Annotated in this window: 16 protein-coding genes; 5 read left to right on the forward strand and 11 right to left on the reverse strand. The window is 73.0% G+C overall.

Going from position 1 to position 19,786, the window contains the following annotated elements; genetic code table 11:
• Positions 1-41 precede the first annotated feature (41 nt).
• Positions 42-3,206, forward strand: a complete 3,165-nt coding sequence (gene addB, locus BLW78_RS02660) for a double-strand break repair protein AddB (protein WP_091676350.1) — start codon at positions 42-44, stop codon at positions 3,204-3,206.
• Positions 3,207-3,357: 151 nt separating this feature from the next.
• On the opposite strand, the gene BLW78_RS02665 is transcribed toward addB, so the two are convergent.
• The 4 genes from BLW78_RS02665 to BLW78_RS02680 all read right to left on the reverse strand — a co-directional run bounded on the left by BLW78_RS02665 (position 3,358) and on the right by BLW78_RS02680 (position 7,665).
• The gene (locus BLW78_RS02665) at positions 3,358-4,587 is read right to left on the reverse strand and encodes an acyl-CoA dehydrogenase (protein ID WP_091676352.1); all 1,230 of its coding nucleotides are present in this window, start codon (positions 4,585-4,587) and stop codon (positions 3,358-3,360) included.
• Between the two features lie 113 nt (positions 4,588-4,700).
• On the reverse strand, positions 4,701-5,630 hold the full coding sequence (locus BLW78_RS02670; RefSeq protein WP_091676354.1) for an AEC family transporter: 930 nt from the start codon (positions 5,628-5,630) through the stop codon (positions 4,701-4,703).
• Positions 5,631-5,890: 260 nt separating this feature from the next.
• A complete protein-coding gene (locus BLW78_RS02675; RefSeq protein ID WP_056531494.1) occupies positions 5,891-6,370 on the reverse strand; it encodes a hypothetical protein in 480 nt (159 codons plus the stop codon).
• A gap of 92 nt (positions 6,371-6,462) precedes the next feature.
• Complete coding sequence (locus tag BLW78_RS02680) at positions 6,463-7,665, reverse strand: trans-sulfuration enzyme family protein (RefSeq protein ID WP_091676357.1); 1,203 nt, start codon at positions 7,663-7,665, stop codon at positions 6,463-6,465.
• Between the two features lie 107 nt (positions 7,666-7,772).
• On the opposite strand from BLW78_RS02680, the gene BLW78_RS02685 reads away from it, so the two are divergent.
• Positions 7,773-8,291 (forward strand): TspO/MBR family protein, encoded by a 519-nt coding sequence (locus tag BLW78_RS02685; protein WP_091676359.1) that lies wholly within the window; start codon positions 7,773-7,775, stop codon positions 8,289-8,291.
• Between the two features lie 192 nt (positions 8,292-8,483).
• Here the strand turns inward: BLW78_RS02685 and BLW78_RS02690 are convergent, their stop codons facing one another.
• The 4 genes from BLW78_RS02690 to BLW78_RS02705 all read right to left on the reverse strand — a co-directional run bounded on the left by BLW78_RS02690 (position 8,484) and on the right by BLW78_RS02705 (position 14,254).
• Entirely contained in the window at positions 8,484-9,011 is a 528-nt protein-coding gene (locus tag BLW78_RS02690) for a phosphate-starvation-inducible PsiE family protein (protein WP_043712027.1), read from the reverse strand.
• Positions 9,012-9,134: 123 nt separating this feature from the next.
• The gene (locus BLW78_RS02695; RefSeq protein WP_091676362.1) at positions 9,135-9,692 is read right to left on the reverse strand and encodes a DUF4337 domain-containing protein; all 558 of its coding nucleotides are present in this window, start codon (positions 9,690-9,692) and stop codon (positions 9,135-9,137) included.
• A 119-nt stretch (positions 9,693-9,811) separates the two neighbouring features.
• Entirely contained in the window at positions 9,812-12,949 is a 3,138-nt protein-coding gene (locus tag BLW78_RS02700; protein ID WP_091676365.1) for an efflux RND transporter permease subunit, read from the reverse strand.
• 21 nt (positions 12,950-12,970) lie between these two features.
• On the reverse strand, positions 12,971-14,254 hold the full coding sequence (locus tag BLW78_RS02705; protein ID WP_091676505.1) for an efflux RND transporter periplasmic adaptor subunit: 1,284 nt from the start codon (positions 14,252-14,254) through the stop codon (positions 12,971-12,973).
• Between the two features lie 177 nt (positions 14,255-14,431).
• Here BLW78_RS02705 and BLW78_RS02710 point away from each other — a divergent pair, with 177 nt between their 5' ends.
• Positions 14,432-14,614, forward strand: a complete 183-nt coding sequence (locus BLW78_RS02710; RefSeq protein ID WP_091676367.1) for a hypothetical protein — start codon at positions 14,432-14,434, stop codon at positions 14,612-14,614.
• A 72-nt stretch (positions 14,615-14,686) separates the two neighbouring features.
• Here the strand turns inward: BLW78_RS02710 and BLW78_RS02715 are convergent, their stop codons facing one another.
• The 3 genes from BLW78_RS02715 to BLW78_RS02725 all read right to left on the reverse strand — a co-directional run bounded on the left by BLW78_RS02715 (position 14,687) and on the right by BLW78_RS02725 (position 18,014).
• The gene (locus BLW78_RS02715) at positions 14,687-15,721 is read right to left on the reverse strand and encodes a glycosyltransferase (RefSeq protein ID WP_091676369.1); all 1,035 of its coding nucleotides are present in this window, start codon (positions 15,719-15,721) and stop codon (positions 14,687-14,689) included.
• Entirely contained in the window at positions 15,718-16,812 is a 1,095-nt protein-coding gene (locus BLW78_RS02720; RefSeq protein ID WP_091676371.1) for a glycosyltransferase family 2 protein, read from the reverse strand. Before BLW78_RS02720 ends, BLW78_RS02715 begins: the two co-directional genes overlap by 4 nt.
• Before the next feature lie 107 nt (positions 16,813-16,919).
• Complete coding sequence (locus BLW78_RS02725) at positions 16,920-18,014, reverse strand: glycosyltransferase family 4 protein (protein WP_020090784.1); 1,095 nt, start codon at positions 18,012-18,014, stop codon at positions 16,920-16,922.
• Between the two features lie 330 nt (positions 18,015-18,344).
• On the opposite strand from BLW78_RS02725, the gene BLW78_RS02730 reads away from it, so the two are divergent.
• Complete coding sequence (locus BLW78_RS02730) at positions 18,345-19,325, forward strand: SPFH domain-containing protein (protein ID WP_091676374.1); 981 nt, start codon at positions 18,345-18,347, stop codon at positions 19,323-19,325.
• A gap of 5 nt (positions 19,326-19,330) precedes the next feature.
• Complete coding sequence (locus BLW78_RS02735; RefSeq protein WP_020090782.1) at positions 19,331-19,786, forward strand: NfeD family protein; 456 nt, start codon at positions 19,331-19,333, stop codon at positions 19,784-19,786.

The following is a 19,786-nucleotide window of genomic DNA, read 5'->3' on the forward strand; positions in this document are numbered from 1 at the left end:
TCCCCTGTCCGCCGCCCCGGCGCGGGCGTAGAAGCCCAGCCATGCCCGCCCGACAGGCCGTTTTCACCATCTCCCGCGGCGTCCCGTTCCTGCCGACGCTCGCCGAGGCGCTGCTCTCCGGCCGCCTGGTCGGGCCGGTGGCGGACGATCCGCTGGCGCTCGCCTCCGTCACGATCTACCTCCCGACCCGCCGCGCGGCCCGGGCGCTCGGCGCGATCCTGGCCGAGAGGCTCGGCCGGGACGCGCCCGGCCAGGCGACGCTGCTGCCGCGGATGGTGCCGCTCGGCGAGGCCGACGAGGCCGAGCTCGACCTCGCCGCCGAGCCGCTGCTGGAGGAGAACGCCGACCCCCTGAGCATCCCGATGCCGCCGCTGGAGCGCCGGCTGATCCTGGCCCGCCTCGTCCAGGCCTGGGCCAGGACCGTCGACCGGACGCTGCTGCCGCTGGACGCCGAGGTGCCGTTCCTGGTGCCGTCCTCCCCCGCGGACGCGGTCGGGCTCGCCGGCGATCTCGAGCGCCTGATGGACGCGCTCACCGTCGAGGGCCTGCCCTGGTCGGAGATCGGCGCGGCCGTCGAGGCCGAGTATTCCCGCTACTTCGGCCTGACCCTCGACTTCGTGAAGATCGCCGCCGAGAACTGGCCGAAGCTCCTGGCCGAGCGGGGCCTCGCCGATCCCGTCGCCCGCGCCCGCGGGCTCGTGCTCGCCGAGGAGAGGCGCCTGTCGCGCGGCGCGACGCCGGACCCGGTGATCGTCGCCGGCTCGCTGGGCTCCGTCCCCGCCACGGCCCGGCTCATCGCCGCCGTGGCCAAACTGCCACACGGCGCCGTGGTCCTGCCCGGGCTCGATCTCGACCTCGACGCGGCCGGCTGGGACGGCATCGACACCGGGGAGGGTTTTTCCCGCGTGATCGCGCACGGCCATCCGCAGGCGGTGCTGCACCGGTTGCTCGGACCGGAGAACCTCAACCTCGACCGCGCCGAGGTCGTCGCCCTCGGCGAGCCCGACCCCGGCCAGGCGGCGCGAGCCGCGCTCCTGTCGCAGGCCCTGCGGCCGGCCGACACCACCGACGCGTGGGCCGCCCTCGACCCGGCCGAGCGCGACACCGTCGCCCGCCTCGGCCTCGAGGGGCTCGCGCTCGCCGAAGCGGCCGACGAGCGCGAGGAGGCGCTGGTCGCGGCGCTGGCGCTGCGCGAGACCCTGCAGACCCCCGGTGCCACTGCGGCGCTCATCACGCCCGACCGCGGGCTCGCCGGCCGGGTCGCCGTCGAGCTGCTGCGCTGGGGCATCGTGGCCGAGGATTCCGCCGGGCTGTCCCTGGCCGTGAGCCCGGCCGGGCGGCTCGCCCGGCTCGCGGCGGAGCTCGCCGCCGACCTCGCCCGCGATCAGGCCGACGCGATCCCGGCCCGGCTGATCGCGCTGCTCTCCCATCCGATGGTCCATCTCGGCCTGCCGCGTCCCGACGTGGTCCGGGGCGCGGCCGCCCTGGAGATCGGATTGCTGCGCGGTCCGGTCCCGGCCCCGGGCTTCGACGGCCTGCGCAAGGCCCTCGCCGCCGAGCGCGCCGGGCCGCCCGAGCACCGGCCCCGGGCCAAGCGCCGCCTGAAGGACGTCGACTGGGAGCTGGCCGCGAACCTGCTGGACCGGCTCGATCTGGTGTTCCGGGATTTCCCGGGACCGGACGGGGCGGGGGAATGCGACCTCGTCACCACCGCCGCGGGTCACCGTGAGGCGTGCGACCGGCTGATCGCCGGGCCGGAGGACGGTCCCCCGGTCGAGACGGACGGATCCCTGTCCTGCCTCGACGCCCTGTTCGACGACCTGGAGATGGCGGAGCCCGGCCTGATGCCGGGGCGGTTCGACGACTACGCCACCTTCTTCACGTCGCTCGCCCGGGAGCGCAAAGTCGCCTGCTCAGGCGACGCGCCGCATCCGCGCCTGCGCATCCTCGGGTTGCTGGAGGCGCGCCTCCTGTCGGTGGATCGCGTGGTGCTCGGCGGGCTGGACGAGGGCGTCTGGCCGGTGCGCACGCTGACCGACTCGTTCCTCAACCGGCCGATGCGCGAGCGGGTCGGCCTCAACCCGCCCGAGCGGCGGATCGGGCAGATGGCCCACGACTTCGTGCAGGCGCTCGGCTGCCGCGACGCGGTGATCACCCGCGCGCTGAAGCGGGAGGGCGCGCCGACCGTGCCGTCGCGCCTGATCCAGCGCCTGCGCGCCCTCTCGGGCGACGCCCGCTGGGACAGCGTCCTGCACGCGGGGCGCCGGCAAACGGGCCTCGCCGCGCGGCTCGACACAGCGCCGCCGGAGCCGCGGCTGAAGCGCCCCGCGCCGAAGCCGGACCCGGCGCTGTTCCCGCGCTCGCTCAGCGTCACCGAGATCGAGACGCTGGTGCGCGATCCCTACAGCATCTTCGCCCGCCACGTGCTCGGGCTCGACCCGCTCGATCCGCTGGCGGCGGCGCCGGGCGTCGCCACCCGCGGCTCCCTGGTGCACGACGTCTTCGCGGAGTTCGCCGCCCGCCATCCCGCGGACCTGCCGCCGGACTCCGCGGAGCGGCTGCTGAACTTCGCGGTGAACGCCTTCGGCGACATCGAGGCGGAGTACCCCAACCTCTACGCCGAGTGGTGGCCGCGCTACGAGCGCATGGCTTCGGCCTATCTGGACTGGGAGACCCAGCGCCGGCCCGGCCTGACCCGGGTTTACCCGGAGGTCTCCGGCCGCTGGGCGATCCCGATGGGGCGCGAGACCTTCACGCTGCGCGCCCGGGCCGACCGGATCGAGCTGCGGCCGGACGGCACCGCCTGCATCGTCGATTACAAGACCGGGACGCCGCCCTCGGGCAAGATGATCTTCTCCGGGTTCTCGCCGCAGCTCACCCTGGAGGCGGCGATGCTGATGCACGGCGCCTTCGCGGATCTGCCGGCCGTGAAGACGACGCCGGACCTGCTCTACGTCCACGCCTCGGGCGGCCGGAAGCCCTTCGTCCCGATCCCGGTGAAGCCGCCCCGGGGCGAGGAGCGCGGCGTGGAGGCGATCGTGGCCGAGCACGCTGCGCGTCTGCGGGGGCTCGTGGCCCGGTTCATGACCGGCGAGGCGGCCTACACGGCGCGGCCCTACCCGCAATATGCCAGCCGGTACGGCGCCTACGACCACCTCGCCCGGGTGCTCGAGTGGTCGCTCGCCGGGGACGAGGGCGGGGAGTGACCCCGCCCGCGCCCTCATCCTGAGGTGCCGAAGCGCAGCGGAGGTCTCGAGGAAGCCTCCCGATATCGCCGCGGTTCCGGGGGACTTCTTCGAGGCGACTGCGCCGCACCTGAGGATGAGGTGACCCGGTGGGAGGCGCGTCCTCCGCGCCTCAGAAGAACGCCTGCAGCCCCGTCTGGGCCCGGCCCAGGATCAGGGCGTGGACGTCGTGGGTGCCCTCGTAGGTGTTCACCGTCTCGAGGTTCTGGGCGTGGCGCATCACGTGGTACTCGCCCATGATGCCGTTGCCGCCGTGCATGTCGCGGGCGGTGCGGGCGATGTCCAGCGCCTTGCCGCAATTGTTGCGCTTGACCAGCGAGATCATCTCGGGCGCCATCTTGCCCTCGTCCATCAGCCGCCCGACGCGGAGCGAGGCCTGGAGGCCCAGCGCGATCTCGGTCTGCATGTCGGCGAGCTTCTTCTGGACGAGCTGGGTCTGCGCCAGGGGCCGGCCGAACTGCTTGCGCTCCAGCGTGTAGGTGCGGGCGCGGTGCCAGCAATCCTCGGCGGCGCCCATCGCGCCCCACGAGATGCCGTAGCGCGCCCGGTTGAGGCAGCCGAACGGCCCCTTCAGCCCCGAGACGTTCGGCAGCAGCGCGTCCTCGCCGACCTCGACGCCCTCCATGACGATCTCGCCGGTGGTGGAGGCGCGCAGGGACAGCTTGCCCTTCAGCGTCGGGGCGGACAGGCCCTTCATGCCCTTCTCGAGGACGAAGCCGCGGATCGCGCCCTCGTGCGCGTCGGACTTCGCCCAGACCACGAACACGTCCGCGAAGGGGGCGTTCGAGATCCACATCTTGGCGCCGGAGATCCGGTAGCCGCCGTCGATCTTCTCGGCCTTGGTCTTCATGCCGGCCGGGTCCGAGCCGGCATCCGGCTCGGTGAGGCCGAAGCAGCCGATCCACTCGCCCGAGGCGAGCTTCGGCAGAAACTTCTCGCGCTGCTCCTCCGAGCCATAGGCGTGGATCGGGTACATCACGAGGGAGGATTGGACGCTCATCATCGAGCGGTAGCCGGAATCCACCGCCTCGACCGCCCGCGCCACGAGCCCGTAGGCCACGTAGGAGGCGCCCGCGCAGCCGTACTCCTCCGGGAGCGTCACGCCGAGCAGGCCGAGCTCGCCCATCTTGCGGAACAGGCCGGGATCGGTCTTCTCGGTGGCGTAAGCCTCTACGATCCCGGGCAGCAGCTGCTCCTGCGCGAAGCTCTGAGCGACGTCGCGGATCGCCCGCTCGTCCTCGGTGAGCTGATCCTCCAGCAGGAAGGGGTCGTCCCAGACGAAGCGGGCCGAGGCCGGGGCCGACGGGGAGGCGCTGCCCGGAGGGCGCATCGGAGCGTTCATCGAGATTCCTCGCCTGCAGGGTGGCGCGGGTCTTCGCGGCCCGCGCGCTTGACCCTACCCTAGACCCGTGCGCCGCCCGGTCCAACGCGCGCGGTGACGCCGGGGCGCCGCCGTCACGCCCGGCCGAGGAGCATGAGCCAGAGCAGCGTGGTGAGCGGCGCCAGCAGCGTCGAGACCAGGACCGAGGCCGCGACCATGCCGGTCTCGGTCCGGTAGCGCGCCGCCAGCAGGTAGGCGTTGATCCCCACCGGCATGGCGGCGAACAGGGTCGCGACGCCCGCGTAGGCGGCTGGCATCGCGAAGACGTGGAAGGCCAGGACCCAGACCGCCAGCGGGTGCAGGAGGTTCTTCAGGAGCGCGATCACGAGCGCACCCTTGAGGTCGAACAGCACCCGGTAGCGTTTCAGGCCGGCGCCCAGCGCCACCAGGGCGCAGGTGGAGGCTGTGCCGGCGAAGGCGTGGATCAGCGACTGGGCGATGCCGACCGGCGCGAGGCCGAGGGCCTTCATGGCCATGCCGATCAGCAGCGCCACGAAGATCGGGTTGCGCAGCAGCACCAGGGCGAGCCCGCGGATCCGCGCCAGGACCGGCAGGCCGGAATCGGACTCGATCAGGAAAGTGGCGCTGCCCATCATCAGGGGCAGGTGGACGGCCAGCAGCATGAACAGCGGGAAGGCGCCCTCCTCGCCGTAGGCCTGGAGGATCATCGGGACGCCCACGAACACCGTGTTCGACTGGCTCGCCGCGAAGCCGTGGAGGATCGCACCCCGGCGCTCGATCCCGGCCCGCCGCCGGGCGATCAGCGTGCCGACGGACCACGAGATCGCCGCGCCGCCGAAATACGCGACCCAGTAGGACCACGCGATGGTCCCGCTCATCCCGGGCTTGGTCAGCGTGGCGATGATCAGCGCCGGGACGGCGACGGCGAAGACGTATTCCGACAGCCCGTCGCTGACCTTGTCGGAGAGGAGCCCCGCGAGGGCGGCGGCCCAGCCGATCAGGACGATCCCGAAGATCGGGGCGATGATGGCGAGGGCGTTCACGGGGCCGGCGGGAGCGGGGGCTGGTGCGCGGGGGGAGGACTCGGCCCATAGCACGCCCGCGCGCCGCGTCGCGCCCCGTCGGAAGCTGTGCTGGCATGCCGGACGAGAGGGGGGAGAATCACCGCGCCGCCGAGCGCGCCCGGGTCGCCGCGGCGGTGCGGGCCCTCATCGCAGGCACCCGGTAACGCGCCGGCCGCGAGACCGTGGACCTCCCCTTCGTCACCACGGCCGACAGCGGCGCGTGACGGCGCCCGCGCCGCCTACTTGTTCTCCAGCACCTGGATCGGATCCGTGCGCTGGCTCGCGGGCGGTTCCTTGGTCAGGTTGGCGCCGCCCTCCCGCTGCACCTTGACGTCCTTCGGCGCACCCGGCCCGCCCACCGCGCGGCCGCCCTCGGCGCTCTGGGTCGGCACCGTGCCGGACGCCAGTTCCAGGCAGGTCACCATCTCGACGTAGGAGGGGAAGCCGCCCGCCTTGAACTGGTTCTGGCACTGGCTCTTCGCGGCGGGCGTGTAACTGCTCCAGTGGCGCTCGGCCTCCTTCTTGGCGTCGCGCTCGGAGCGGATGCAGCCGTCGTAATTCGCCTTGTCGCTGATGCTCGTGTTGGCGACCTGAGCCGACCGGCAGGTCCGCTCGACGTCGAGATCGGGCACCGCGTCGGCCCGGGCGGAGGCCGGCGCGAGCGCCAGGATGAGCAGCGCGAAGGTGCCGGGGACCATCGTGCGGGAACGGGTCGTCATGTCGTCAGACTCGCGATCTGTGGCGGTTCGCGCCGCCGGAACTGCCGGCACAACGCGCCAGGAGCCGGTTCGGCACCAAGCGCCCGCGACGATCAGCCCGCGTGGGCGCCGCGCAGGGCCTGGTCGAGATCGCCGTACAGGTCGTCCGTGTCCTCGATGCCGGTGGACAGGCGCAGCAGGTCCGGCGGGCAGGGGCTGCCCGGGCCTTCCACCGAGGCGCGGTGCTCGATGAGGCTCTCGACGCCGCCGAGCGAGGTCGCCCGCTTCCAGAGCCGCACCCGCGCCGCCGTGGCGATGGCGCCGGCCTCGCCGCCGGCGACCCGGATCGACAGCATGAAGCCGAACCCGTCCCGCATCTGCCGGCAGGCGACCGCGTGGCCGGGATCGTCCGGGAGGCCCGGGTAGAGGACGCGTGTCACGTGCGGGTGCCCGCTCAGGCGCCCGGCGAGGCGCAGGGCGCCCGCCGCCTGCGCGGCCGCCCGCAGGTGCAGGGTCCGGAGCGAGCGCATCAGCAGGTAGGCCTCGAACGGCCCGAGGATGCCGCCGCTGCCGGCGCGGATCCCCCGGATCCGCTCCCAGAACGCGTCGGCCCGCGCCCCCGCCAGCACGCCCGCAACCACGTCGGAATGACCGTTCAGGATCTTGGTGGCCGAGTGCATCACGATGTCGGCGCCGAGTTCCAGAGGGCGCGTGTGCACCGGTGAGGCGGCCGTCGAATCGACGGCGAGCCGCGCCCCCGCCGCGTGGGCGATCTCGGCCGCCGCGGCGATGTCGGTGACGGTCCAGAGCGGGTTGCCGGGGGTCTCTATCCAGACGAGCTTGGTCCGGCCGGGCTCGATCGCGGCGCGCAGCGCACCCGCGTCGTCCGTGTCCACGAAACTCAGTGTGAGGCCGCGCCGGGGCGCCTCCTCGCGCAGCCAGCGCTTGAGCGCCCAGTACATGACCGTGCCGGCGACCACGTGGTCGCCGGGCTCCAGCGCGCCGAACACCGCGGTCGCCGCCGCCATCCCCGAGCCGAACAGCAGCGCGCCGGCGGCGGCGCCCTCCAGCATCGCCAGGACCGACTCCGCCTCGCGCACCGTGGCGTTGTCGGGCCGCGCGTAGCTGTAGCCGGAGCTGTAGCCGTTGTCGGGATCGCGGATGAAGGTGGTGGCGACGTGGAGCGGCATCACCACCGCCCGCGTCTCCGGCTCGATCCGCCCCAGGGCCTGGGCGGCGAGGCTCCGGCGCGTGTATTCCGGCTCGGCGTCGCTCCGGGTATCCGACGGACCCTGCGGCGCGTAAGGCTGTGACATCTGGCGATTCTCGGCGGATGGAGACGGGCGCGTGCCACGGCGCGCGGGTGCCGGCAAGCCGCGCCACATGCCGGGCCACATGCCGCGCCCCGTGGAGACAGACGATCATGACCGCCGCCACACAGGTCCCCGAGGGATCGCCCCTGCCGCGCTGGCTGCGCCTCGCCGCCGCGATCCTGCCCGTCGCGGCCACGGCCGTCGTCGGCTCGGCGTCGACCCAGGCGGAGATCCCGGGCTGGTACGCGAGCCTGAACAAGCCGGCCTTCAACCCGCCGAACTGGGTGTTCCCGGTCGCCTGGACGATCCTCTACACGATGATCGCGGTCTCGCTCTGGCGCCTGCTCGGCGCCATGCCGCGCACGGGACCGAGCCGCCAGGGCTGGTGGCTCGCCCTCGCGGCGTTCGTGGTGCAGATCGCGCTCAACGCCGCCTGGACGCCGGTCTTCTTCACCGCCCACGCGATCGGCGCCGGCCTGATCGTCGTCGCGATGCTGCTGGTGATGGTGCTCTGGACGATCCGGCTGACCTGGCGGTTCGACCGGCTCGCGGCGTGGCTCCTCGTCCCCTACGCGGCCTGGGTCGCCTTCGCGACGCTCCTCAACGCCGCGATCCTGCGGATGAATTGATTTCCATTTCCGGTTCGGTTTCGCTCCGTCATCGCGAGCGAAGCGAAGCGACCCAGTGCAGCGTTACCTCGGTCGGCGTGGCGCAACTGGATTGCTTCGCTGCGCTCGCAAGGACGGTCAGGGCAATCCGGACGCCGTCAGGCGTACGGAACAGTGCAGGTCCTTCGTGAACGCCGCGAAGGCGCGCGGATCTCAGGACACGTGCTCGGGCTTCTCCTCGCCGGCCGGCTTGCCGTCGTCGCGCGCGCGGTGCAGCAGGAAGATCGCGAACACCATCGTGAGGATCAGCCCCGCCAGCACGCCGAGCTCGATCATCGAGGCCTGGAACAGCGCCTGCTTCTCCGGCGACCAGTCCTTGGCGTGCATGATCTCCGACGATTGCAGGGTTATCACCAGAACCCGCCGGATCGAGGCGATCAGCCCGACGATCAGGAACGGCTCGCAGGTCAGCGTCCCCGACCGCATCGAGACCCGGACCGTGTGCAGGATCTCGATCAGCATGAGCAGGAACAGCAGCCGGTCGATCACCTCGAGGATCTGCTGAGCGCCGCCGAGCGCCCGCATTGCCTCCCAGGTCATCCCGGCGGCCTCGATCAGCGCCACGAGGGCGGTGAGCGCCAGCAGGATGCCGAGCGCCGCGTAGATCGCGTGCTCGGTGTGCAGGAAGATCGCGCTGGCGACCTTCGTCAGGCGTCCCTGGTCTTCTGAGTGTTCCGACATCATTCCCCCCTGGAATGCGCCGAGACGATCAGCTTCCGGACCGCGCGTCCAGTGCGGCGACGCTTGTGCTCGATCGATCGGGATCGGGGGTGGCGTTACGTCGCTGCCGGCGGCCAGGGCCGCTCAGTGGAAGAACGGCAGGGCGTGCGGCGCGAGGTAGCCGAAGCCGAGCAGCGCCGCCCCGGCGAGACCCAGGAAGCCGCCGGCGAAGACCAGCAGGCTGATCCCGGTGATGACCTCGGCCGAGGCCAGCACGATCCCGATCTGGAAGGCCGCCGAGGCCAGCTCGTAGTGGTGGTAGCGCAGCAGCGCGAGGTCGCGCCGGCCCTCGGACGCGCGGGCCTTCTCGGACAGCTCCTTGCGGCCCTCGCCGGTCGCCGGCTCCGAATCCCAGCGCGCCAGCGTCTTCGACCACTCGGCGCGCTTGGCGGCGATCGCGTCCTGGTTCGGTCCCGGGGGCACCAGCGCCAGGGCCTCGTCGGCGGTCTTGAGCACCGTCGCGCGGATCGTGCGGGCCTGGAAATAGGCCCACTGGTTCGCGGCCTCGACGTTGGCGCCGATCGAATCCGTCTGGGACGCTTTGCCCAGTGTCTCGCTGAACGCGAGGAACAGCGCCAGCACCGAGATCAGCAGCGCCACGCGCTTGTTCGACCCCTCGACCGCCCCGTGACCACCCGACATCGTCTCGCTCGTCTCCGTTGATTCGGCGGGGCCGAGTCACAGCCCATCGCGGCGCGCGACGCAATCCGCGACGCAATCCGCGCCGCCGATCCGGCACCCGCTCTCCGCGCCGACCCGCTCTACTCCGCGGCGATCCGCGGCGGCGGCGGGTGACCGTCATTGGCCGGATGGGCCGGATCGAAGACGGGGGCATCCTCCGGATCGTCGCGCTCGCCGATGAAGCGGCCGAACAGCCGCGTCAGCAGGCGGGACAGGTCGTCCATCAGCACGAAGATCGCCGGCACGAAGACGAGCGACAGCACCGTCGAGACGATCAGGCCGCCGATCACCGCCACCGCCATGGGCGAGCGGAACTCGCCGCCGATCCCGTAGGCCATCGCGGAGGGGACCATGCCGGCCGCCATGGCGATGGTGGTCATGACGATCGGCCGGGCGCGCTTGCGGCCGGCATCGACGATCGCGACGTTCCGGTCGACGCCGGCGCGGATCTGCTCGACGGCGAAGTCCACCAGCATGATGGCGTTCTTGGTCACGACGCCCATCAGCATCAGGATGCCGATCACCACCGGCATCGAGATCGGCATGTGGCAGATCAGCAGCGCCAGGATCGCGCCGCCGATGGAGAGCGGCAGCGAGAACAGGATGGTCAGCGGCTGCAGGAAGTTGCCGAACAGCAGGATCAGCACGCCGAAGACCATCATCAGGCCGGCGCCCATGGCCAGCGCGAAGCCTTCGAAGACCTCGCCCATCACCTCGGCGTCGCCGGTCTGGCTGATCGTGACGCCGGGCGGCAGGTTCTTGGCGGTCGGCAGGTTCATGACCTGGCTGATCAGCTCGGCGAGCGCGTCGGTGCCCTGCATGTCGCCCTCCAGGGCGACGCGCACGGCGCGGTCGTAGCGGTCGATGCCGGTCGGGCCCTGGCCGAGGCTGATGTCGGCCACGGTCGCGAGCGGGACGGCCGTCCCGCCCTTCACCGGCACCTTCAGGGTCTCGAGGTCGGAGAGCCGGCCGCGCACGCTCTCGGGGAGCTGCACGCGGATCGGGATCTGCCGGTCGGTGGCGTTGAACTTGGCGAGGTTCATGCCGATGTCGCCGATCGTCCCGACCCGCACGGTCTCGGCGATGGTGTCGGTGCTGACGCCGAGATCGGCCGCCACGGCGGGCTTCGGCCGGATCCGGACCTCGGTCCGGTCGAGGGGTGCGGTCGACATGACGTTGACGAGGTGCGGGACCTGCTGGGCCTCGCGCTGGAGCTTGGCCGCCGTCTCGGCCACCACGGCCTTGTCGGGGCCGGCGATGATCAGCGCGAGGTCGCGCTGGCCGCCCTCGCGCAGGGCCCAGAAGCGCAGGTCCGGCTCCTCCCGGAGGATCGCCGCGACCTCGGCGTCGATCTGCTTCTGCGTCTTGTCGCGGCTGTTCTTCGGCGTGAGGTTGATGGTGAGGCTCGCGAGGCGCACCTCCTTCTTGGCCGGCAGCTGGCGGCCGCCGTCCACGAACACGCTCTTCACCTCGGGCAGCGCGCGGATCTTCTCCTCGATGCGGTCGGTGACCCGGACCGTGTCTTGGAGCCGGGCGCCCGGCGGCAGCTCCACCACGAACAGGGTGCGGGCCTGGTCCTCGGCCGGCAGGAAGCCCGCGGGCAGCAGGCCCGTGGAGGCGATGGAGCCGGCGAAGCACGCGAGGCCGAGCACCAGCGTGATGAACTTGTGCCGGACCGACCACGCCACGAGGCGGGTGTAGCCGCGCATGACGACGCCGTCCCGCTCGTGGTCCGGCCCGTGGTCGCGCAGGAAGTAGGCGGCGAGCAGCGGCGTGATCAGGCGCGCCACGAGCAGCGACATGAACACCGCGGCCGCGATGGTCAGGCCGAACTGCTTGAAGTACTGGCCGGCGATGCCGCCCATGAACGACACCGGCGAGAAGATCGCGATGATCGTCGCGGTGATGGCGATGACCGCGAGGCCGATCTCGTCCGCGGCCTCGAGCGACGCGCGGTAGGGCGATTTCCCCATCCGCATGTGCCGGACGATGTTCTCGATCTCGACGATCGCGTCGTCCACCAGGATGCCGGTGACGAGCGTGATCGCCAGCAGGCTGACGGCGTTGAGCGAGAAGCCCAGGGCGCTCATCACCCAGAAGGTCGGCAGCACCGAGAGGGGCAGCGCCACCGCGGCGATCAGGGTCGCGCGCCAGTCGCGCAGGAACAGCAGGACCACCACGACGGCGAGGAGGGCGCCCTCGATCAGGCCCATCATGGCCGAGTGGTAGTTGCCGATCGTGTTGACGACGCTGGTGTCGATCAGGTCGAACCGGACGTTCGGATTGGCCGCGTGAAGCGCCGCGATCTTCTTGGCGACGCCCACCGACACGTCGGCGTCGCTGGCGCCGCTGGCGCGGGAGATCGCGAAGGCGACCACCGGCTCGCCGTTGAAGCGCGCGAAGGTGCGGGGCTCCTCGGCGGTGTCCGACAGGGTCGCGAGCTCGTCGAGGCGGACCTTGCGGTTGCCCGGCACCACGATGGAGGTCTTGGCGAGCGTCTCGAGACTCGCCGAGGCGGCCAGCGCCCGGATGGACTGCTCCTGGCCGCCGACCTCGGCCCGGCCGCCGGCCATGTCGGCCGAGGTCAGGCGCAGCTGCCGGTTCACGTCCGCGGCGGTGATGCCCAGCGCCAGCAGGCGGTCGGGCTTCAGGGTGACGCGGATCTCGCGGGCGACGCCGCCGAGGCGCTCGACGCCGCCGACGCCCTTCACGCTCTGGAGGCCCCGGGCGACGACGTCGTCCACGAACCACGACAGGTCCTCGGGCGTCATGGCGGGCGCGGAGGCGCCGTAGACCATGATCGGCAGGCCGGCGATCTCCACGCGCGAGACGATCGGCTCGTCGATCGTCCGCGGCAGGTTCTGGCGGATCTTGGCGATCGCGTCCTTGACGTCGTTGGTCGCCCGATCCTGGTTCACCTCCAGGCGGAACTCGATCGTGGTGGTGGAGGTGCCCTCCGTGATCGTCGAGAGGATGTGCTTGACGCCCTTCACGCCGGCGACCGAATCCTCGACCCACTTGGTGACCTGGGTCTGGAGTTCGGCGGGCGCGGCGCCCGACTGGGTGATCGTCACCGAGACGATCGGGATGTCGATGTTGGGGAACCGGGTGATCGGCAGCGCGCGGAAGCTCACGAGCCCGAGGATCATCAGGACCAGGAACAGGACCACCGAGGGCAGGGGCCTGCGGATCGCCCAGGCGGAGACGTTGAGGCGCATGGCCGGATCCTTCGTCTCGTCCTACCGCGGGGCCGCGTCGGCGATCGGCGTGCCGGTCGGAGCCGGCACGGCGCGCACCCGGTCGCCGTCGCGCAGGAAGCTTCCGGCGCGGGCCACGACGCTCTCGCCGGCCGCCACGCCGGAGCGGAGTTCCGTGAAGCCGTCGGCGGAGAGCCCCGCGGTCACGGACCGCGCCTCGACGCGCCCGTCCTTCACCACGAGCACGCTGGCGCGGCCGTCGGCCGCGTAGAGCAGGCTGGAAACCGGCACGGCCACGCCGGTGCGGCGCGCGATCTCGACGTTGCCGCGCGCGAAGGCGCCGATGCGCAGGGCCGGATCGTCGCCGAGGCGGATGCGCACCTTGCCGAGCCGCGTCGCCCGGTCGACCTCTGGGTAGACCCGGCGCACCTTGCCGGCGAGGCGGCGGCCATCATCGAGGTCGAGGCTCGCCGGGTTGCCGACGTGGATGCGCGCCAGCGACGTCTCCGGCACCTCGCCTTCCAACTCGATCTCGCCCCGGGCGATCAGCCGGAACAGCGGCTCGCCCACCGCGGTGGCTGTGGCGCCGATCCGGGCGGTGCGGCGATTGACGATGCCGGCCTCCGGCGCCCGGATATCGGTGCGGGCACGCCGCAGGGCGATCTCGGCGCCGGCCGCCCGGGCGGTGGCGAGGTCGGCCTGGGCCGATTGCAGGCCGCCCCTGGCGGCGGCGAGGCGCCCTTCCGCCCCCTGCGCCGCCGAGACGCGCTGTTCCAGCACGGCCGCGGTTGCGTTCCCGGTCTTGGCGAGCGCCTGGGCCCGCTCCAGCGACTGCTTGGCTTCGACGTTGGCCGCCTCCGCCTGGACGATCTGGCTCTGGGCCTGGACGATGGCCGCCTCGGCCCGGGCGATCGCCGCGGCGTTCGAGGCCTCCTGGGTGACGATCATCTCCAGCGACAGCTTGGCGAGAACCTGTCCCTTGGTGACGCGGTCGCCCTCCTCGACGAGGAGATCGGTGATGCGCAGGCCCTCGACCTCCGGGGAGACGAGGATCTCGTCCCGTGGGACCAGCGTGCCGGTAACGACCGCCCGCTCGACGATCTCGCGGTTCTCGGCCGGGACCACGGTGACGGCGGGCGCGATGGCGGCCGCGTCGGGAACGGCGGCGGTCTCGACGGCCCGGGCCGGCGCCCCGGCGAGGATCGCGAGCCCGCACAGGAGAGTGAGGCGGGGCGCGCGCCAACGGACGGAGTTCACGACGGGGGCCTCGCAAGCGGCGCTGGACTGGTATTGCCTCTCCCTCGCTGGGCAGGTCGGCGTTTTCATGGCGAGCCACTCCACCGGAGGTCGAGCATAGCGCCATCCGGCGGGGCCGTCGCCGGGCCTCGCGCCGCAGGTGATCGGGGCGGCCGGAGCGCGGCCGTTCACGGCGCTCAACCTGCAACCAGCCACGAATAGCGACGTTAATAGGCCGATGGTCTTCTCGGGACCGGGGAGGGGTCGATGAGCATTTTCCAGATTAGGCAGAAGAAGAGCGGCGCGGTGCTCTGGACGGGGGCGGCCGACGACGAGCAGACGGCCCTCGACGCCATGGCGCGCGAGGCGGGCTATCGCGACTTCTCGTCCCTGCCGGACACGATCCGCGCCGACGGGATCGAGGCCGCGAAGCTCGACCTGATCTCCTGAGTCCGGACATGAGTGTGGACTGAGGCACCCGCGCCGGCGCGGCGACCGCCCGCTCCGTCGCGGCCCGGCCGTTCAGAGATCCGCGATCAGGGTCTGGATCGTCGCGGCGCAGGTCCGGACCGCGTCCGGGTCGTGCAGGCCGCCGATCACCGATGGGTCGATGGCGAGGGCCGCCGCGATGAGGCCAGGCCACGCCGCGGCCGAGGGCCAGCCGGGATGAACGATCGCGGCCCCGAGCCGGGCCAGAGCCTCGGCCTTCTCGGTCTGCTCCCCGTAGGCACGCTCCTCCGGGAGGCAGACGAAGCGCTTCCGCTGCGCGGCCGCCAGGGCGACCACGCCGTCGCCGCCGCCGCCCACCAGCAAAGCCGCCCGAGCGACCCGCGCCTCGACGTCCGGGACCCAGCCGTGCAGGTGCAGGTTGCCGGGGACGGCGCCCGAGCCTGAGACCGGCCCCAGGACGTGCCACGGCCGGTCCGGCACCGCCCGCGCGGCCGCGGCGAGATCCGCGAGGTCGCCCCCCGCGCCGCCGCGGCCGAACACGACCACGATCTCGCGTCCCGCCTCGATCGGGGCCTGCGCCGGCGCGCCCAGGAAGCCCGCGTACAGCGTCTTGGCCCGGACCCAGTCCGGCACCGCCGCGCCGTCGAGTGCCGCGGGGAAGGGGGCCAGCAGCCGCGTCGCGCCGCGGAAGGCCTCCAGATGCGGCCGGTCGGTCCGCGTCCCGGCGAGCCGCACCACCAGGGTCGGCACCGACAGGAGGCGCGCCAGGAGCGCCACCTCCACCGAGACGTCGACGATCAGGAGGGCCGGCTCGGCCCGCTCCGCCCAGGCGGCGATGCGCGCCATCCGCGTGCGGACCCCCGGATGGTTGAGCGGCGCGTAGTGCAGCGCCTCGGGCCGCTCGGTCGCGCCGTCCCGGCCGTCGAAGGCCGCGTCGTCGCGGGGGCGGTCGTCGGGCAGGTCGACGGTGTCGAGGCCGGCGGTGTCGAACCCGGCCAGCGTCCCGAGGATCGTGCAGGGCCGGTCCAGAGCACCGGCGACGGCCCGGGCCCGCTGGAGATGGCCGGCGCCCTGGTGATGGACGTACCAGCCGATGCCCCGGGTCACGCGGCGTCCCTCAGGGACGACGCGAGGGCGTCGAGATCGGCGACCGCTTGGTCGAGGGCGCAGTCCCGCGCCGGCGGGCTGCGCGACTCGAGGATCCGGTCGGCCCGCTCCACGAAGGCGATGTCGTTCGGGCAGGCCCCGACGGCGGCGAGGTCGTCGGCGTCGAGACCGAGCCGCGCGCAGGCTGTGGCGCGGGCCTGCGGGTCGAGGTGGAAGGCCCGGCGCAGGGCCGCGCGGCGCAGGATCAGCGCCTGCCAGTGCGCGGCCTCTGGCAGCAGGTAGGCCTCCCCGTCGAGGACGCGGGTCCGGCGCAGCATCTCGGTGGCCATGCCGCCCGAGACCCGCCCCTGGTGGCGGGACGAGACCAGCACCTGCACGTCCGGGCAGTGGCGCAGGCGCGCGCCGTTGGCGCGCAGCAGCCCGACGAGGGCGTTGTCCTCGCCGCAGGGCAGCGCCGGCAGCCCGCCGACCGCCCGGTACAGGATCGCGGGAACGGCGAGGCTCGCGCCGGTATGGTCGCCGTGACGGGGGGCGGGATCGTAGGGCGGCGGGTCGAGCAGATCCTCCAGGCGTCGGACGCCGGACCAGTAGCGCTCGATGCGCGCGTGCAGGTCCGTCAGGGCTGGGTCCGGCGTGCCGTCGTCGTCGATCACCAGCCGGCCACCGACGATGTCGGCGGCCTCCAGCGCGCGGAGGTTGGCCGCGACCCACTCGGCCGGCAGGCGGGCATCCGCGTCGGTGGTGAGGAGGATGCCGTCCGGCTCCCCGTCCGCCTCCAGCCACTCGGCCCCGGCATCGAGCGCCATGCGCCGCGCCGTGCCGACATGGGCGTCCGCGCCGCCGAGCTCGACCGCGATCAGCCGGAGGGTCAGGGTCGCGAGGATGCCCGAGGCCTCGACGTCGCGCACCGCCTGGACGGTCCCGTCCGTGCAGTTGTTGGCCAGCACCACGACGCGCAGGGGCGCCCGCGCCGAGACGCCGTTCTGCGCGGCCAGGGAGGCGAGCAGGCGCGGCAGGCGCTCGGCCTCGTTCCGGGCGGGGATGCAGACGACGCAGGGCGGTGGGGCCGGATGGTCGGCGTCGGTGGTCATGGCAGGTCTCCCGTGGCACCCTCGTGCGCCGCGGAGGTCAGGGGCGGCCCGTCATGCCGCCGGGCTCCGGGCTCGGGTGCGGATTGCGGCGCGCGGATCCGCGCCGTTCAGCCGCGTCCTCCGGCGACGCGCAGGGCCGGCCGTGCCCGCTCGGCGCAGCGCGCGATCACGGCGTCGTAGGCCTCCAGATAGCGCCCGGTCATGGCGGCGGCGTCGTAGAGCGCCTCGGCGCGGTCGCGGCAGGCCCGGCGCGACAGGCCGGCGGCCTCCCGGATCGCTACCGAGAGATCCTGCGGGTCGTCCGGGCGGGCGAGGCGGCCGCAGGACGCGTCCAGGATGTCGGGCATGGCGCCGCGCCGGAAGGCGGCGACCGGCGTGCCGCAGGCCAGGGCCTCTGCCACGACGAGGCCGAAGGGCTCCTCCCAGCGGGGCGAGACGATCGCCACGCGGGCCCGGCCGAGATGATGGGCGAGGTCCCGGTGGGAGAGATGGCCGAGATGCGTCAGGTCCGGCCCGAGACGCGGGGCGATCTCGGCGGCCCAGTAGCCGGGATTGAGCTTGGGACCCGCGAAGGTCAGCGGTAGCCCGGCGGCGCGGGCCGCGTCGATCGCGAGGTGCAGCCCCTTCTCGGGCACGATCCGACCCGACCAGAAGGCGAAGGGCGTATCGTCGGCAGCGTGTGAGAACGCGAAGGTCGAGAGGTCCACGCCGTTGTCGACCACCTGGGCGCCGGGCACGAGATGCGCCCATTCCTGCGCCAGCGACGGGGACACCGCCAGGAAGGCCATGTCGGGGTCGGCCTGGACGACGCCGCCGACCAGGGAGTCGAAGGGCGGCGTGTGCAGCACGGTGACCCAGGGTAGGCCGAGCCGGGCGCTCTCGCGCAGCGGCAGGGCGTGCAGCGCGTTGTTGTGGACGAGATCGAAGCCTCCGGCCGCGACCATCTCCATCATGCGCCGGTAGGCGTCCTCCTCCTCCCGGTCGATCGCCTCCTCCCGCTCCGGGTCGAGGAGCGCGTCCCCGGTCGGATCGCAGAGCATGACCGGGTCGAGCGCCGGGTCGGACCCGCGGCTCGCGAACAGCGTGACGTCGTGCCCGTGCCGCTTCAGCGCGACGGTCAGGAGATGCGTGTGCATCTCCAGGCCGCCGGCGTAGGGCTGGCCGATCGGGTATTTCAGATGTGCGAGGACAGCGATCTTCACGCGCGCACCGAGTCCGGTTGGGTGGGGATTTCTGCCGCCCGCAGCGGCGCGAAAGGACTTCTTTCCGCAGCGAGGGTGGCGGGGATCATGCCGAATATTTCTTCAACAAGCGTTGCGTTGACGGGGTCCGAGCGACGACGAACGCGACGCTTGCCGGCTTCCTAAGCGCGGCGGCCTGAACCATTGATGATCGACATCCGCGGGTGACCGTTCACGCCGCGGCGCGGCACGCCTCCGGGCTGCCCCGCGGACACGCGGTCGCGGAGCCCCGATCGGCCTGTTAGGCTGCGCGGCCGCGCCGGCCGTGGCGCCGTCAGGGGAGGGGTGTCGATGGGGCTTCCGTTGGGGCTGAGCGTGTTCGCCGTGGGCTTGGCGGTGCTGGCGATCATCACCCTGGCCGCGGGCGTGAAGATCGTGCCCCAGGGCCACGTCTACACGGTGGAGCGCTTCGGCCGCTACGCCCGCAGCCTCGACGCCGGCCTGGGCCTGATCACGCCCTTCGTCGAGCGGATCGGCCGCAAGGTCAACGTGATGGAGCAGGTCATCGACGTGCCGAGCCAGCAGGCCTTCACCCGCGACAATGCCGGCGTCACCATCGACGCGGTGGTGTTCTACCAAGTGCTCGACGCGGCGCGCGCCTCCTACGAGGTCTCGAGCCTCGACCTCGCGGCCACGACCCTGACCATGACCAACATCCGCACCGTGGTCGGCTCGATGGATCTCGACCAGCTCCTCGCCCACCGCGACGAGATCAACGAGCGCCTGCTCCGGGTGATGGACGCGGCGGCCTCGCCCTGGGGCGTCAAGATCAACCGGATCGAGATCAAGGACATCGTGCTCCCGGCCGACCTCGCCGGGGCGATGGCCCGGCAGATGAAGGCCGAGCGCGAGAAGCGCGCCTCGATCCTGGAGGCGGAGGGGCAGCGCGCCGCCGAGATCCTGCGGGCCGAGGGGCGCAAGCAGTCGGCGATCCTGGAGGCGGAGGGCCGGCGCGAGGCCGCGTTCCGCGACGCGGAGGCGCGGGAGCGCTCGGCCGAGGCCGAGGCGGCCGCGACCGGCATGGTCAGCCGGGCGATCGCCGAGGGCGACATCGCGGCGGCGAACTTCCTCGTGGCCGAAAAGTACGTCGACGCGGTGCGGGCGATCGCCACCGCGCCGAACCAGCGGGTCGTGGTGGTGCCGATCGAGGCGGCGGCCCTGGCCGGCATCCTCGGCGGCATCGGCGAGCTCACCCGCACGGTCTTCGGCGACGGCGCCGCGGCGCCCCGGCGCGCGGGGAGCCCGCCGAACGTCGCTCCGCCGCGGGCCTGACGCCGGTGACGCTCGATTCCCTCGCCGGAACCCTCGGGACCCTCGGGGCGGCCTGGAGCTGGGTCATCGCCGGCCTCGTGCTCGCCGGTGCCGAGATCCTGCTGCCCGGCGTGTTCCTGATCTGGCTCGGCCTCGCCGCCGTCGCGACCGGCCTCGCGGCCGCGGCGCTGCCCATGCCCTGGCAGGGCCAGACCCTGCTGTTCGCCGGTCTCGCCGTCGCCCTGGTGGCGCTCGCGGCGCGCCTCCAGCACCGCGGCAGGCGGGCCGGGCCGGACCTGAACCGCGCCGACCGCGGCCTGATCGGGCGCGAGGGCGTGCTCGACGAGCCGATCGTGCGGGGCGCGGGCCGGATCCGCTTCGACGACACGCTGTGGCGGGTCGAGGGGCCCGACCTGCCGGCGGGCCGCCGGGTGCGCGTCACCGGGATCGGCGGCACGGTCCTGCGGGTGGAGGCGGCCTGA

The sequence above is a fragment of the Methylobacterium sp. 275MFSha3.1 genome (genome assembly GCF_900108435.1).
Lineage (GTDB): Bacteria > Pseudomonadota > Alphaproteobacteria > Rhizobiales > Beijerinckiaceae > Methylobacterium.